The sequence below is a fragment of the 'Nostoc azollae' 0708 genome (genome assembly GCF_000196515.1).
In the GTDB taxonomy this organism is placed as follows: domain Bacteria; phylum Cyanobacteriota; class Cyanobacteriia; order Cyanobacteriales; family Nostocaceae; genus Trichormus_B; species Trichormus_B azollae.
On sequence record NC_014248.1, the window covers coordinates 930,519 to 944,080 of the forward strand.

Annotated in this window: 19 protein-coding genes and 3 pseudogenes; 9 read left to right on the forward strand and 13 right to left on the reverse strand. The window is 37.2% G+C overall.

All coding sequences use genetic code 11. The features are described 5' to 3' along the window. Positions 1 to 144: 144 nt before the first annotated feature. The 5 genes from AAZO_RS42185 to AAZO_RS42205 are packed head-to-tail and all read left to right on the forward strand — an operon-like array spanning position 145 to position 1,442. Positions 145 to 375, forward strand: a complete 231-nt coding sequence (locus AAZO_RS42185; protein WP_338027027.1) for a hypothetical protein — start codon at positions 145 to 147, stop codon at positions 373 to 375. A 24-nt stretch (positions 376 to 399) separates the two neighbouring features. Beyond that, entirely contained in the window at positions 400 to 534 is a 135-nt protein-coding gene (locus AAZO_RS42190) for a hypothetical protein (protein WP_338027028.1), read from the forward strand. A gap of 37 nt (positions 535 to 571) precedes the next feature. Continuing rightward, the gene (locus tag AAZO_RS42195) at positions 572 to 847 is read left to right on the forward strand and encodes a hypothetical protein (protein ID WP_338027029.1); all 276 of its coding nucleotides are present in this window, start codon (positions 572 to 574) and stop codon (positions 845 to 847) included. 31 nt (positions 848 to 878) lie between these two features. After that, entirely contained in the window at positions 879 to 1,121 is a 243-nt protein-coding gene (locus tag AAZO_RS42200) for a hypothetical protein (RefSeq protein WP_338027030.1), read from the forward strand. Between the two features lie 6 nt (positions 1,122 to 1,127). Further along, positions 1,128 to 1,442: a hypothetical protein gene (locus AAZO_RS42205; protein WP_338027031.1), complete on the forward strand. Its 315-nt coding sequence runs from the start codon at positions 1,128 to 1,130 to the stop codon at positions 1,440 to 1,442. Positions 1,443 to 1,852: 410 nt separating this feature from the next. Here AAZO_RS42205 and AAZO_RS36785 read toward each other — a convergent pair whose 3' ends face one another. After that, positions 1,853 to 2,041 (reverse strand): hypothetical protein, encoded by a 189-nt coding sequence (locus AAZO_RS36785; protein ID WP_228371498.1) that lies wholly within the window; start codon positions 2,039 to 2,041, stop codon positions 1,853 to 1,855. A gap of 253 nt (positions 2,042 to 2,294) precedes the next feature. Here AAZO_RS36785 and AAZO_RS36790 point away from each other — a divergent pair, with 253 nt between their 5' ends. Further along, positions 2,295 to 2,726 carry a hypothetical protein gene (locus AAZO_RS36790; protein WP_013190304.1) on the forward strand — a complete coding sequence of 144 codons (432 nt, stop codon included), beginning with the start codon at positions 2,295 to 2,297 and terminating at the stop codon, positions 2,724 to 2,726. Positions 2,727 to 2,890: 164 nt separating this feature from the next. Here AAZO_RS36790 and AAZO_RS43330 read toward each other — a convergent pair. The 6 genes and pseudogenes from AAZO_RS43330 to AAZO_RS04260 all read right to left on the reverse strand — a co-directional run bounded on the left by AAZO_RS43330 (position 2,891) and on the right by AAZO_RS04260 (position 7,140). Then, positions 2,891 to 4,037: pseudogene (locus tag AAZO_RS43330) on the reverse strand (DNA cytosine methyltransferase). Between the two features lie 105 nt (positions 4,038 to 4,142). Then, positions 4,143 to 5,108, reverse strand: a pseudogene (locus tag AAZO_RS28660) (IS701 family transposase). Positions 5,109 to 5,442: 334 nt separating this feature from the next. Next, a pseudogene (locus tag AAZO_RS36795) lies at positions 5,443 to 5,570 on the reverse strand (cytochrome c oxidase subunit 3); the annotation flags it as partial. 8 nt (positions 5,571 to 5,578) lie between these two features. After that, positions 5,579 to 5,872: a Mov34/MPN/PAD-1 family protein gene (locus tag AAZO_RS28665; RefSeq protein WP_144031234.1), complete on the reverse strand. Its 294-nt coding sequence runs from the start codon at positions 5,870 to 5,872 to the stop codon at positions 5,579 to 5,581. Positions 5,873 to 6,046: 174 nt separating this feature from the next. Beyond that, positions 6,047 to 6,820, reverse strand: a complete 774-nt coding sequence (locus tag AAZO_RS04255) for a carbonic anhydrase (protein ID WP_013190305.1) — start codon at positions 6,818 to 6,820, stop codon at positions 6,047 to 6,049. A gap of 80 nt (positions 6,821 to 6,900) precedes the next feature. After that, positions 6,901 to 7,140, reverse strand: a complete 240-nt coding sequence (locus tag AAZO_RS04260) for a hypothetical protein (protein WP_013190306.1) — start codon at positions 7,138 to 7,140, stop codon at positions 6,901 to 6,903. Between the two features lie 364 nt (positions 7,141 to 7,504). Here AAZO_RS04260 and AAZO_RS36800 point away from each other — a divergent pair, with 364 nt between their 5' ends. From AAZO_RS36800 to AAZO_RS36810, 3 genes are all read left to right on the forward strand, one after another. Next, on the forward strand, positions 7,505 to 7,783 hold the full coding sequence (locus tag AAZO_RS36800) for a hypothetical protein (RefSeq protein ID WP_081462690.1): 279 nt from the start codon (positions 7,505 to 7,507) through the stop codon (positions 7,781 to 7,783). Positions 7,784 to 7,798: 15 nt separating this feature from the next. After that, positions 7,799 to 8,275 carry a hypothetical protein gene (locus AAZO_RS36805; protein ID WP_228371499.1) on the forward strand — a complete coding sequence of 159 codons (477 nt, stop codon included), beginning with the start codon at positions 7,799 to 7,801 and terminating at the stop codon, positions 8,273 to 8,275. Between the two features lie 81 nt (positions 8,276 to 8,356). Further along, the gene (locus tag AAZO_RS36810; RefSeq protein WP_228371500.1) at positions 8,357 to 8,722 is read left to right on the forward strand and encodes a hypothetical protein; all 366 of its coding nucleotides are present in this window, start codon (positions 8,357 to 8,359) and stop codon (positions 8,720 to 8,722) included. Between the two features lie 164 nt (positions 8,723 to 8,886). Here the strand turns inward: AAZO_RS36810 and AAZO_RS04280 are convergent, their stop codons facing one another. The 6 genes from AAZO_RS04280 to AAZO_RS04305 form a co-directional block, all read right to left on the reverse strand. Continuing rightward, entirely contained in the window at positions 8,887 to 9,126 is a 240-nt protein-coding gene (locus tag AAZO_RS04280) for an AAA family ATPase (protein ID WP_013190308.1), read from the reverse strand. 135 nt (positions 9,127 to 9,261) lie between these two features. Beyond that, on the reverse strand, positions 9,262 to 9,990 hold the full coding sequence (locus AAZO_RS04285) for an ABC transporter ATP-binding protein (protein ID WP_013190309.1): 729 nt from the start codon (positions 9,988 to 9,990) through the stop codon (positions 9,262 to 9,264). A 177-nt stretch (positions 9,991 to 10,167) separates the two neighbouring features. Then, on the reverse strand, positions 10,168 to 10,395 hold the full coding sequence (locus AAZO_RS04290; RefSeq protein ID WP_013190310.1) for an indolepyruvate ferredoxin oxidoreductase subunit alpha: 228 nt from the start codon (positions 10,393 to 10,395) through the stop codon (positions 10,168 to 10,170). 64 nt (positions 10,396 to 10,459) lie between these two features. Then, the gene (locus AAZO_RS04295; protein ID WP_013190311.1) at positions 10,460 to 11,674 is read right to left on the reverse strand and encodes an ATP phosphoribosyltransferase regulatory subunit; all 1,215 of its coding nucleotides are present in this window, start codon (positions 11,672 to 11,674) and stop codon (positions 10,460 to 10,462) included. Then, positions 11,674 to 12,594 (reverse strand): J domain-containing protein, encoded by a 921-nt coding sequence (locus AAZO_RS04300; RefSeq protein ID WP_013190312.1) that lies wholly within the window; start codon positions 12,592 to 12,594, stop codon positions 11,674 to 11,676. The genes AAZO_RS04295 and AAZO_RS04300 overlap by 1 nt, the downstream gene beginning before the upstream one ends. A gap of 85 nt (positions 12,595 to 12,679) precedes the next feature. Next, positions 12,680 to 13,489: an inositol monophosphatase family protein gene (locus AAZO_RS04305; RefSeq protein ID WP_013190313.1), complete on the reverse strand. Its 810-nt coding sequence runs from the start codon at positions 13,487 to 13,489 to the stop codon at positions 12,680 to 12,682. Between the last annotated feature and the right edge of the window lie 73 nt (positions 13,490 to 13,562).

A 13,562-nucleotide genomic window follows, 5' to 3' on the forward strand; every position in this document is an offset into this window, starting at 1 on the left:
TCAATATTGGTTTTGTAATTAATGTCATTGAGAACCAAAGTGAGCGACGGGAAGCGTTGATTAACGCTTGGGAGTTAACACAGAAAGTTTTGTTGGTATCGGCTCAGGTTTTAATTGCTGATAGTCAAAGAGGTGTTGTGGCTTATGGTGATGGGATTATTACTAGCTAGTCGGAACACATTTCAGAAATATTATGAACAGGAAGAATTAAAAATTTACATTGACCAAGTGCTGGAGGTTGATGCTATTCCTGTGGCTTTGGGTGTGTATTTTGTGTTTCGAGATGATGCTGAAACGGAGTTATTTCGGGCTTCTCGTTTCCGTTCTCCTGCTACTACTCCTAAAGTTACGGCTTGTGTGAAGCGGTTTGAATAATTTCGAGAACTTTTAACACTGCTGATGGATTTTATCACTGAACGGGGACGAATTTCTAGCAAGGGTGAACTAGTCAAAGAAGCAGAAATTTGTGCAGAGTTTGGGAGTTTAAGACGTGCTTTTCATGTCATTATACAGGCCACTGACTCAGAAGAATGAATAGGATGCGCTCGCAGATAAACGTCGTCAAGATTTAATGGTTTATTTAGCATTATGCAATTTTAGTCGTCGTCCCAAGTTAGGACAATTAGCACCAACAGTACAAGAAGATATAGTTGGTTTATATAGCAGTTATAAAGAAGCTTGTGTGGAGGCTGACCAAATGTTACGCAGCTGGGGAAATACAGAACTGATTATCAAACGTTATCAAGAAAGTAAGATTGGTAAAAAACTACCTAATTCTCTCTGGGTTCATATTTCTACATTGCAAGCTCTTGATCCTTTGTTAGATCTTTATGAAGGTTGTGCATAGTCGGACTATTGGGCGGTGAGAAGAAGCAAATGTGATTAAATTTTATTTGAAAACGCCGAGAATTTACTATTTATATTATCCTGATTTTGATGATAATCCCCATCCCAGATTATATAGAGCCATGGAAATTGATTTACGAAATTTGCACGTAACTTATCGAGATTTTGATGGTAATGATGATCCGTTAATTTTACACCAAATAGATAGTTTGGTAACTCCTGATTATCCCCAATATGAGAAATTTGCTAAGTTAACTCGTCAAGAGGATGATTGAGGACTGTTGGAAAACTGGCGTAGTATCAGTCATCTTTCTGGGTGGAATAAATCTTTAGAAGACCACTGTGCTTTTCTTCACGGTTATAAGTTATCTTGGCGTAAAGATGCTGATCCATATAAGGTGAAGATATTACAATCTTCTATTAGAAGTCGTAAAAATTCAGCAGGAGTCAGGAGTCAGGAGTCAGGAGTCAGGAGTCAGGAGTCAGGAGTCAGGAGTCAGGAGTCAGGAGTCAGGAGTCAGGAGTCAGGAGTCAGGAGTCAGGAGTCAGGAGTCAGGAGTCAGGAGTCAGGAGTCAGGAGTCAGAATAATTTTTAAATCAGGAATTATAGCTGTACATTTTAGCTAACTTAACCCAATCCTCAATTCCTTTTTATGTGGGTATTCCTGATTGATTGAATATGCAAATATCTGGTTTATGCTGGAGTCTATAACTAATATGAATTAGTCTTTTGTTTCCGTAAAGATAGAGAAAATCAAAGAGTAATTTAGTGTGTAAAATCCATTCTACACTCTATTGAGTGGGTAAATATACAATAAAGAAATCACAACCTGCACCTAATCTTTCACAAGAGTATTTACCATTGTTATTAATTACATGACTTATTTATTGATCTAAATTAGGTGCAACACGACCATTCTTTCTAGCTGTCACTGGGTCTTTTTCTTTCAAGATATATTTTTAAGTCTGGTGGACAAAAGCCATAGGTAAGATGAAATTTGGCGATTCAGTAATTATCAATAATTGGGTCGATGATATATTTATTTAGGTCTTGTAATGCGGGAATTACTTCTTTGATATTTTGCGGAAATGGGTTAATATTTTGGGCATATTTATGATATGTCTGGGTGCAGGTGTAGAATTCTTCTAATGTTAATGTGAGATATTTACCTAGTTTTAATTCTGTGATATTCATATATCAGTACCACTATATGATATTTATATAAAAAAAGTTTACTACAGGTATTTTATGCTGATCAAGTTAACTGCTGAGATCCTCATACCACTTTCTATATAAGAAAGAAAAGAACTAATTTTACATCATGCTTCATTAATTGATGCTACTCACATAACAGATGAAGATTCGTATACAGCATATAAACATGGGAAAGTCATTTCCTCAATAGCATCAGACTATTCTGAATATCAAATTTAACAAGATCATCAGAATGTCTCTGTCCTTATTAATCAGCCAGAAGACAGAGAAATTTGGAGATAATTTTATTGAATCCTTAAAAGCAGATTTTGAAAAGAAAAGTGAAATTCTTGATCATCATCCTAACCCGGAAAGTCTTTTTGAACTCTGTGGAGCAAAATTGGTAGTAACTAGTAATTTAGTCACAATAAGCCTTAGTCCAAAAATGGGTCACCTTTGGGAAGAAATAGCTGATATAAGTCCTTATATAATTATACCTGAATTTGAGTTTGGAGTGAAAATTAAAGGAATAGATATTGTTATACTAATAGATGAAAAAATTAAGTTTGCACAATTAAAAACTTTAAAAGGTACTTTGACTGGTTCGCAAACAAATAGATCTAAGAAAGAATTAGGAATTCATGACTTTCCCTTATTTATAGCAGCTTTTAATTTGGGTAGATAGAAATTTAACTATTCTAGAATTCCTCGCATAGCTGGCAAGTTTGGGATAAAATTCACATGGGTTATAACCTAATTAAGAACCATGTGAGAAATCTGTTACACAAGATTGATATAGCTTTTGCAGATTTAGCTGCTAATTAAGTTTTATAGAGAAAAGAAAGAAAGTTATCCAGCCACTTCTTTTCCTTTTGTCTGATTTCCTAGCATTAAATTTAAAAGCTAAACACCAATTTATTTAGCAAGCAATACAGCAATTGCATTACCAGTTTGTTTATATTTAGAAGTTACTGAACTATAAAAAATCCAATCGTCAGGAAAAGTTTGAATCATTGCAGATTCACTCACAGTTAAAGGACGCAGTTCTACAGGGTCGCACATATAAGTTGCTTTTTGCTGGGGACTGGTGGTAATAGTTGGTGAAGGTTTATCCCAAGATAATCTTCTGTAAAAGCCAAATTTTCCCCCACCAGAATTATAAGGACCTCCCATTGCCCCTGGTTTCAATTCTTCTGGTAAATATCTCCAATTCTATCCCGCTTCTAATAATCTTAAAAACTTAAAACGACTTTCCTCGTAAGCAATAAATTCTGGTTCATTATCAACTAAACCTGTAAACGCATCTTTTAAAGTCCACCATTTCGGTAAAATTTTACCATTTTTGCTCTATTTAGCTAGAGTAAATGTAACAGATTCACCATCTCTATAACTAATGGAAACAACCCTTTCTCTATTTTGAGGGACTCCATAATCCGCTGCTTCTAAAACTTTGTAAACTACGTTATAGCCTAATTCCTTCATTTCTCTTAATACTACTTTCAAAGCAGCACCATTCATTTCATCAGGCTCTAAGGTTTATTAGCCGATGATGAAGAGAAGCAGAAAGTAAACCTCTGATATTTTCAATCAAGAAAAAGCGGGGTTGGACTTCTTTAAAAATGTGGATAAAGTCCATAAATAAACTACCGCTAGGGTCCATAATTGAACCGCGTTTTCCTGCGGTGCTAAATGGTTGACAAGGGGGAGCACCAGTTACTAAGTCTACCTCACCAACCCGTAAAGCGCGACCTAAATTTAAAACTCTTCCCCCTTCTTCAAGCAACTTTCGGGAACTGACTTTTTCTATTGCTCTAGGAATAGCACTTTCTTGGAGATAAGGTCTATTTATACCAGTTGTCTTGGTTGCATCTGTCTTGGTTGCATCCCGGTTTTTTCCTAATACACTTACTCTATGAAATCCTGGTTGTTCTAGACCTAAGTCTCAACCATAAACACCTGTAAAAAGGGAGATAGAAATCGGTTGTTTATTTATCATTATTGTTGTTATATCAACTATGGTAATAAATTATATTCTAATCAGGACTTACGCAACTGGCACAAATAGGGGGCGGGATGTAGCCCTGGCACGCAACAATTTAACTCAAACCAAGCACATAGGAAGACTTGGGCGTTTTAGTTGCTGAATTAAATAATTAGAAAGGAATCTATGCTTGTTTTGATAAACAGTTTGACCAGTTTGATAGGCTAAATTCTTTAATCTAATCCAAACCAACATTGCACAAGCAATATGATTTATTTGAAGCCTAGCTTTACGACATTGACAAGATTCAATGCCACTTATTTGTTTAATCTCTCGGTGAAACTCCTCGATTTTCCAACGAATTTTACACACCTCTTGTACAACATTCGTAGAACTTTGACATAAATCCTTAGTAGCGACATAATCCGTTCTGTTGGTAGAAACAGCAACCCGGAATAGTTTCACTTTTTTCTGAGCGGGAAACCCTTTAATTTTTATAATTTTACCACATTCTAACTCTTCAGTACTCCATTCTCATAATTCAATAGGTTTATCTTTTTCTTTGGCAAATGTATCATCAACTAACCGATCCTTTTTTAAAGGGCAATAATAAATTTTGTCTAAGCTATTAATATACAGCATGAAACTGTTTACTGCATACCATGTATCCATCAAAACCGTATCAAATGGGAAAAGCTGATGATACACCAGGTTTTGCAGCATATCTTTCACATGGTCTATCTTGGTTTTACCATCCACATCAGCATTAAAAATGCGCTAATCTGTTACCCCAAATCTTTGAACTTTAGGATTCACATAGACACAACTGACTACACCAATTCCTTTAAGTATGCCATGTTTATTACTACTATATTGTCTCCTCACCATCTCTATTTCTTCAGAATATCTTTCGTGTAAAACACTATCATCAAATATGATGTACCCATTACCATCAGGTTCTACTACCTCTTTCACCTTATCCTATAGTAAACGAGATGTTAACTTTTCGGTTTTTAAATAATAGTTAATTGCATCATGGCTAATACTTTCTAAATGCTCTGCTAAATTAGTAATTGTATAATTAATTTGACTAGTTCATAAGTGTTGGCAGTAATCAAGTTTAGTAAATCTCATTACCGTCAGGAACATTTATCTAATACAATCTCCTACCTATTTTCTCATGAATATTTGAATAATCTTTCCTGTTACAGCTACTTCTTATGGGTTGATAAAGCTTTCCATATCCGATTCATTTAATACCGACGTACTATATTTCACCCATCGCCTGTGCCAGTTGCCTAAGTGCTGCTAATATATACATCATTATGTGAATTTTGAAAATTCAAAAATCGAATTTATTACAAAAAGTAAAACTAATTATGATCAAGAACCACTCAAATTAGATAACAATAAAATATGTCTACTGCCAAATGTAGATAAGCAGAAAGAAATAATCTAGATAACATCCACACAGTGCCAGAACAACGAAGTTGAATTAACACCAAAGTGACTATTATTGTAATTACCGGGAATGAAAGAATGAATCAAAAAATCGCTCAATTGCTAGATATAAGTAATTTTTTAATGTGAAAATGTACAAATGGAGAATAGGAGACTCGAACGCCTGACCTCTGCGGTGCGATCGCATATCTTCGCTTGGTACTCTGTGTTTCTTCTGTAAAATTGGACGCTTCCGTATTCCAGGCGTTTTCTGTAGGTATGACTTCTACCACCGTTTTATATTCACTACTTAGATAGCCCAGGATTAGCCCACAACATTCGTCTGGGTAGGTTGTTTGAGGGTGGTTTTTGATAGTTTGGAGATGATTCGTGTTGAGTTGAAGATGCATAAATATTTTTTATTTTAATTTCACGATCAAAAAATATTGGGTATTCCTAGCATATATAAAAAAATAGTATAACAGCTAAATTTGGGTTATACAAATATTTAAATGGTTTTATTATGGATGTTGTTTGGAAATTTTCCTCTATAAAATCTCAAGAAGAAAGGAGAAGGGCAAAAATCAAGTTAAAAATTGAACTTTACCAGTATGAATATCGTAAAAAGCACTAACAATTTTTAATCTACCAGCCTGAATCAAGCGTTCTAAAACTGCTGATGAATTTTGCCGCAATTTATGTGTCTGATATTGAATGTTATTAATTACTGCATTTTTATTACTATCAACATTATTTGTTCTCGTTTGGTTTTCAGAAAAGGGTGGTTCAATACTGTCAACACCGTCAATATTGTCTGGAACATCAATACTGTCAGCAACAGATCTAATTTTATTAGAAAATTGTGTATTATTGATGGATTCTCGAACTGCACCATATCTTTGATGACCCAAAACGACTATTAGTTGTGTCCCTAAAGTAGCCGCAGCATACTCTAAACTACTTATGGTTACATCACTAGCAAAATTACCAGCTACACGCACAACAAATAAATCTCCCAGTCCTTGATCAAAAACCATTTCCGGTGGTACGCAAGAATCGGCACATCCTAATATTGCTGCAAAAGGATACTGTGTTTTGGCAACAGATTGTAAACGTTTTTTTGATTGGTTGGTATATCGACGATCTTGATTCATAAATCTTCTGTTTCTTTCTATTAATCTTCTTCGGGCTTCATTTGCACTGACTGGGTTAGGATTAGGATTAGTTTCAGGAATAGTAATTGTTTCTCGGTTGGTAATCATGCCATTAAAGGCAGTAATACTGCCAATGCTTAAGGTAGTTAAACCTGCAAATTTCAAGAAGTTACGATGACCTATAAAACCGTTAATTATACTCATTCATCTTCCTGATAACTTCTACATGATTGCCAGGAATATATCAGGTTTGACAGTAATATGAGAGTACCTGATTAGACGGTTTAAGGGTTATTTAATATTTTGCTTAAATACCAAACGATATATTGGCAGTATGGACTATATTTACCTTCTTCATCTTTGCTAGTCAGTTCTTCGAGTTTCTTCTTAAGAGCTTCTTTAGACCAAGGTCTATTGGGAAGATTTTTATTTAACACCTCAATGATTGCATCTAAAGCTACTTTAGTATTTTCTTGGATACTTTGAATATTGAGATTCAAAATAGTATATAATTCATAATTCATAATTCATGGTTTCATCATCAGAAAAAATTTTTCCTTGTGAAGGAAACTTGATATAATTTTCACAGTTTTTAGAATCTGCGGGATTAATACTCAATTGTATCGGCGCAATAAGTAGGGGTGAGAGAAAAAAAGAAGAAGTTGAGGGTGGGACACAGGGCGTTATAAAATATGAGACATGAGGCAAAAAATTTTAGCAAAAGACTTATCACAAACAGAGTTGCTCCAAAGCATTGAGGGAAAAGGAATTGCAGAGGAATCCATGGGTCAGAAAGTAGAGATATGACTGAATCTAAGAGAGCAGTAACAATCAGAAGTAAAAGAATTACGGGCAGAAAATCAAGGGTTAAGAGATGAAAACAACCGATTGAAGGGAGAAAAGGGTCAGCCAGAGATAAAAGCCAAGAATCAAAAAGGCTTCACAAGCAATCACTCATGGGAGAAAGAGCGACAAACGCCAAAAAAGGAGAACAAAGGCAGTAAGAAGGCTGGGATTAAAATAGACAGAGAAGAAATACTAGAATATCCCCAAGAATTACTGCCAGCAGAGGCGCAGTTCAAAGGGTATGAAGAAGTAATCATCCAAGACATCATCCTGGCAACCGATAACGTACTATTCCGGAAAGAGAAATACTACTCACCATGATAAGGAAAAACCTATTTGGCAGAACCTCCTTGGGGTTATGAGGGAGAATTCGGTCTAGGAATAAAAACCCTGATTATCAGCTTGTACTATGGGAGTAACATGACCCAAGGCAAGTTGTTAGAGTTCCTAGAGAATATTGACTTGCGCGAGCATTTTCAACTACCAACTAAATGGAGAAATGCTCTCCAAGTATTACCTCAAGAAACTGTGTTGAGTGAGGTAGAGTTTCATACCCTACTGGATACACATCTGCCTAAACTGGGTTCACAACAACGGACTCTGATTATGGAAGCAGCAGCTATTGCTTTCTATCATCAACAAACTGATTGGCCAGTGGTACAAACTCTGGTTTATGATGATGCTCCTCAATTGAAGTTACTGACTGATAATATCGCTTTGTGTTGGGTAGATGAAGGAAGAAATTATAAGAACTTAAGTGCGTTTATTGCTTGTCACCAAAAGGTTTTAGATAAATTCCTGGATGATTTCTAGAATTACTACCGAGACTTACTCCCTGATCAAGATTCTCCCAGTCAGCAAACGGCAGATAAACTCCGGTATAAGTTTTGGAAGTTGTTCCACACTGACAGTGGTTATCAACAATTGGATGAGCGAAAACAATTAACTCTGGTCAAAATTTCTGAGTTGCTTTATGTTTTAGAGCATCCTGAATTACCTTTGCACAATAACCCGGCTGAGTTAGGTGCTAGAACTATGGTGCAGCGAGGTAATATTAGTGATGCCACTCAGACTTTCGAAGGGACTCAGACTTGGGATACTTTTATGTCTCTTGTTCCTACTACTCGTAAGTTGGGAATTAGCTTTTTTGAATATATTCGTGACCGCATTTCTAAGGTTAGAAATATTCCCTGTTTGGCGACTATTTTTGACGAAAAATCTGCTCTCAATCCTTTTGGTTGCTCATGGATGCCTGAATAACTTGTTCCCCCGAAGTATTCAGGGTATACGTAATTTCTGTATCACCTTTTCTGGGATTACAATGCTGATTATCCTTTTTACTACCACGATTACCTGAACAAGAGGCAAGGAGATTTTTATAGTTTATTTGCAATTCTGGATATTTACTTCCTGGTTGCCAATGTTCAATTTCCATCTGTTGCATTTATATTAATATGATCTTCACTTAGATGAAGGCTAGAATCTCGTTTAACGGTCTGATTTAATATAGAGATAAAGCGAGACAAAAATATAGCAATTCTATCTAAAATAGATGATTTACCTGAACCATTAACACCAATGAAAACAGCTAAATCTGGAGGAAGGTCCAATTTAAGTTCTCGAAAACCTCGAAAGTTTTGTAAATGTAATTCTTCAATACGCATATTTATCAATATATCCTTCTAGGCAATTTCCAGGAATTAAAGTCAAACTATTGACAAACTAAATTTCTAGTCTTGCTCATTTCACTCTTGCATTCTTCTTTGGGACTCTGCGCCTCTGCATGAGATTAAGAATATTTAATGCCCTTTTCCTGCACCTAAATATAATTCTCCCACCTTTGGATCATTTAGTAATTCTCTACCGGGACCAGACATCGCATCACGTCCTGACTCTAAAACATAACCTGTATCAGCCATTTCTAAAGCTTTACGGGCATTTTGTTCTACTAAAACTATAGCAGTACCCGATTGGTTAATTTGTTTAATTTGTTCAAATACTTGCGTTACCAAAATAGGAGATAAAGCCGCTGAAGGTTCATCTAATAATAATAAGCTGGGTTCTAACATCAATGCTTTACCCATCGCTAACATTTGACGTTCTCCACCTGAGAGAGTCCCCGCACGTTGACGACGGCGATCGCTCAATCTGGGAAACATGGTATATATTTTATCTTTTAAGGGTTTGAGGGCCACATTCCGCACAAAAGCCCCCATTTCTAAATTTTCTTCTATTGTTAAGGAGGGAAAAACATTAGCAATTTGGGGAATATAACACATTCCCCTCTGCACGATTTGATTTGATTTTAAACCTGTAATATTTTGCCCTTTGAAGGTAATAGTCCCTGTGTGGGGTGTCAAAAGTCCAAAAATTGTTTTTGCTAAAGTAGATTTACCTGCACCGTTAGGACCGATGACGGTAACTAATTCTCCTGCTGCAACCCGGAAATTTATACCCTGCAAGATATCTACATCTTTAATATATCCCGCATGGACATTTTCAACTGTTAATAAATAGTTATTAGTCATTAGTCATTAGTCATTAGTCATTAGTCATTAGTCATTAGTCATTAGTCATTAGTCATTAGAAATAGGGAACAGGGAACAGGGAAGCTGTAATTACTAATTGGTAACAATAATTTTCTGTCACCTGTCACCTGTCACCTGTCACCTGTCACCTGTCACCTGTCACCTGTCACCTGTCACCTATTCTGCTATTTTTTGCAATTCAGGGCGTTCTTCTGGTAAGATTGCTCCCTCTACTGGACAAACTTGTAAACAGATGCCACAGTCGATACAAGTAGCAACGTCTATCCAGTACCAATCTGTTCCTTTGATGTTTTTGCCTGGTCCTTCATGGATGCAAGCTACAGGACAAGCACTTACGCAGTCAGCAACACCTTCACAAACGTCAGTCACAATTGTATGTGGCATTTTTTTGCTTCCCTCTCTTTATTGAATCAGCAGTTTCTAGCGTAACAATTTGTAATATTACCTGTTAATGGACTGCTTCAATTGTGGGTGAACCATCAGCTTTAATCCAGGCGATTTGGGCGATAGAGTGATGACTTGCATAGTTCCGAATTGCTTCTGCATCTCTTCCCCCTAAGTCCATTTCTACCCTCACTAAATTGGTAGAATCTCGCAGTTGTTGGGCGTAAGCAAAGGCTGCAGCGTCAGCATTTTTGCTTTCTGGCACTACTAACCAGTTACTCGCTGGGGTAGTTTGCGGTAATTGCTGAGTAGAAGCAAGAAGTTGGTATAAATCGTCAATGCTCAACTCAAAGCCTATGCCGGGAATGTTTTCTCCTTGAGGATGATATAACCCTAGAAGCTGATCATAACGACCACCGCGCCCTAGTACCTGTGCCTGACCATCAGTATTACTAACTACTTCAAACACTATACCTGTGTAATAGTCTATGGTTTGAATCAAACTCAAGTCAAGAATTAAGGGGAATTTACCTTCTGATTCTAGTAACTCGACGAGAGATTTGAGATTATTTACTGCTTCTTGTTGATCTGCATCTAAGTTTAAACTGCTGATTTTTGCCAAGACATCTGCACTATTACCACGCAAATCAAGCATAATTCTGGCACGTTCGTGCAGTTCTTCACTCAGAGGCAAGGTATCTAAGGCTACTCGATCTAAGTGAGCGATCGCACTCCGCACTTTACTTCTGACATGAGTCGGGAAAGCATCAAGCAGAAATTTGGTAATTCCCGCTTCACCTAAAATTAAATGCCATCCCCACAAATCCAAAGCTTCTAAACAATTGGCTACCAACAGCAGCACTTCTGCATTTGCCAGTAACCCACCTGATCCTAGCAACTCTACTCCAGCCTGATAATACTCTTGCTGGCGATTATGTCGCTTTTCCCAGTTACTACGACGAAACACATTAGCATTGTAATACAACCGTTGGGGATAAGTAGCCTCTGCCATGCTAGTGACTACTGTCCTGGCAATAGAAGCTGTGAGTTCTGGACGCAAGCCCAATTCTTCATCTTGCCCATTTTGTAACTGTATTACCTTATGGCGTTGAATTGCTCCACCAGCCATTAAAGTATCCATTCTTTCCAAAGTTGAGGTGATAATCCTGTGATATCCCCAACGATGAAAAACTTGTTGTAACCTATCTTCAATCCAGCGTTTTTGAGCCACATCTAAGGGCAGTAAATCCCTAGCTCCCGCTGCTGGTTGATACACCATTATTTTTTCTTCCCACCAAACAAACCACCAAACAAACCACCATTTCCAGACTTATCTGGTTGTGACTCTCCGCTATCGGCAGATTTTTTCACCTGACTAGTACCAGATTGACTCCCTAAAACCTGATCAACTTTGGGTTTCCACTCCAAAGCAATAGGATCTTTGGCATCTAATTTCAGTGCATTATCGAAGTGAATTCTTGCCATTTTTAGCTGATTTTGCCGTATATATAATATAGCCATGAAGCTATGGGCGCGACTGTTTTTCGGCTCCAACTTCAAGGCTTCTTGTAATTCTACTTTGGCTGGGACAAATTGGTTATTCTTAATCAGAGTTTGAGCACGTCGCAGGTACTGTTCCACCACCGAGTCTTCTTTTGGTGGGGGTGGTGGTGTGCTGGAATGAATTGCCAGTTTAACAACTGGTGTCGTTACACTTAACTTACCTGGACACCGCATTAAGTACACTAAATTCAATTCACTAATTTGGGTAATGAATTGGGTCGTTTGCTGTAACTCAGCAAATTGGATTTCTGCAATTTTAGCAAGTGCAGTTTTATAGGATAAATCAATGTTGGGTGCCATCGCTAAATCCTTAGCTGCCTCAGTCTTAAGTTCTATCTCTGTTGACTCTTGTGCTAGACGTTTGCCAATTTGGGACAAAACCAAAATATATTCTCCCCGATTGCGTTCTACAGACAGTTTTTCATAAGCCGGATTCACCAGCTTGGATAGCAACATATTGGCTATATCTTTATCAGAAGTCTTTGCAACTACGGAACTATCTGGGTGCAAGCGACGAGCAATTTTGAGATAACGTCTACGTACTACTTTGACATCCGCATACACAGGAACACACAGAATTGCGTGATAATCTATGAAATCATATTTAAATAGCCCACCATCTATTTTTAAAGACATATAGGAATCTTACACCCAAGCACCAATTTTTATTGTTTAACCAGCCTGTAATTTTTATTGTTCAAATCTCAGCAGTCTTTCTTATTTACCAAGATGAGAGAGGCGAGATCTGCATTAATTTTTGACTCAGCTCGTTGTGAATATAAGCATTAGTGGCGAGGATTCTCCCTGATTCAATATTTATAGCCGTACCATCATAAGCTGTTACCAATCCACCAGCTTCCTGTACTAAAACTATACCAGCAGCAACATCCCAAGGTGCAATACCTCTCTCCCAATAACCATCTATACGGCCACAAGCAACATAAGCCAAATCTAAGGATGCTGAACCGCCACGCCGAACACCTTGAGTAAGATGGGTAAGATGACAAAATTCTGCATAATTGTTGTCGGTAGTTTCCCGGCGATCATAAGCAAATCCTGTTGTTAACAGACTTTTATTCAATTCAGCAGTTTTAGAAACCTTAATAGTTCGGCGGTTGCGAGTTGCACCTAAGCCAGCAGCAGCCCGGAATAGTTCATTATGAAAGGGGTCATAAATTACACCAACTTGCGGTACACCTTGAATAACTAAACTAATGGAAACGGCAAAACAGGGATATTGATGGGCGTAGTTGGTTGTACCATCCAAAGGATCAATAGCCCAGAGGTATTCATTCGTTTGATCTCCCAATTTCCCTGATTCTTCCGCGAGAATGGAATGTTGAGGAAAATGACGTTGTAATATTTCCAAAATCACCTTTTCAGAAGCCTTATCAGCTGCTGTGAGTAAATCACCAGGTCGTCCTTTTTCGGTAATTGCATCTTCAACTTTACCCAAATAATCTTGCAAAATTACACCAGTAGCTAAGGCTGCTTCAGTAGCAATATCTAGAAAAATTTGTAAGTTAGTCATTAGTCATTAGTCATTAGTCATTAGTCATTAGTCATTAGTCATTAGTCATTAGTCATTAGTCATTAGTCATTAG

What these genes read in the sequence shown, in the direction of transcription:
- AAZO_RS04280 (WP_013190308.1), bottom strand. Translation starts at nt 9,126, where the DNA reads ATGCGTATTGAAGAATTACATTTACAAAACTTTCGAGGTTTTCGAGAA.
- AAZO_RS04305 (WP_013190313.1), bottom strand. Translation starts at nt 13,489, where the DNA reads ATGACTAACTTACAAATTTTTCTAGATATTGCTACTGAAGCAGCCTTA.
- AAZO_RS04255 (WP_013190305.1), bottom strand. Translation starts at nt 6,820, where the DNA reads ATGAGTATAATTAACGGTTTTATAGGTCATCGTAACTTCTTGAAATTT.
- AAZO_RS42185 (WP_338027027.1), top strand. Translation starts at nt 145, where the DNA reads ATGGTGATGGGATTATTACTAGCTAGTCGGAACACATTTCAGAAATAT.
- AAZO_RS36790 (WP_013190304.1), top strand. Translation starts at nt 2,295, where the DNA reads ATGTCTCTGTCCTTATTAATCAGCCAGAAGACAGAGAAATTTGGAGAT.
- AAZO_RS04260 (WP_013190306.1), bottom strand. Translation starts at nt 7,140, where the DNA reads ATGAATTATGAATTATATACTATTTTGAATCTCAATATTCAAAGTATC.
- AAZO_RS04300 (WP_013190312.1), bottom strand. Translation starts at nt 12,594, where the DNA reads ATGTCTTTAAAAATAGATGGTGGGCTATTTAAATATGATTTCATAGAT.
- AAZO_RS42190 (WP_338027028.1), top strand. Translation starts at nt 400, where the DNA reads ATGGATTTTATCACTGAACGGGGACGAATTTCTAGCAAGGGTGAACTA.
- AAZO_RS04295 (WP_013190311.1), bottom strand. Translation starts at nt 11,674, where the DNA reads ATGGTGTATCAACCAGCAGCGGGAGCTAGGGATTTACTGCCCTTAGAT.
- AAZO_RS36785 (WP_228371498.1), bottom strand. Translation starts at nt 2,041, where the DNA reads ATGAATATCACAGAATTAAAACTAGGTAAATATCTCACATTAACATTA.
- AAZO_RS28665 (WP_144031234.1), bottom strand. Translation starts at nt 5,872, where the DNA reads ATGCATCTTCAACTCAACACGAATCATCTCCAAACTATCAAAAACCAC.
- AAZO_RS42195 (WP_338027029.1), top strand. Translation starts at nt 572, where the DNA reads ATGGTTTATTTAGCATTATGCAATTTTAGTCGTCGTCCCAAGTTAGGA.
- AAZO_RS04285 (WP_013190309.1), bottom strand. Translation starts at nt 9,990, where the DNA reads ATGACTAATAACTATTTATTAACAGTTGAAAATGTCCATGCGGGATAT.
- AAZO_RS04290 (WP_013190310.1), bottom strand. Translation starts at nt 10,395, where the DNA reads ATGCCACATACAATTGTGACTGACGTTTGTGAAGGTGTTGCTGACTGC.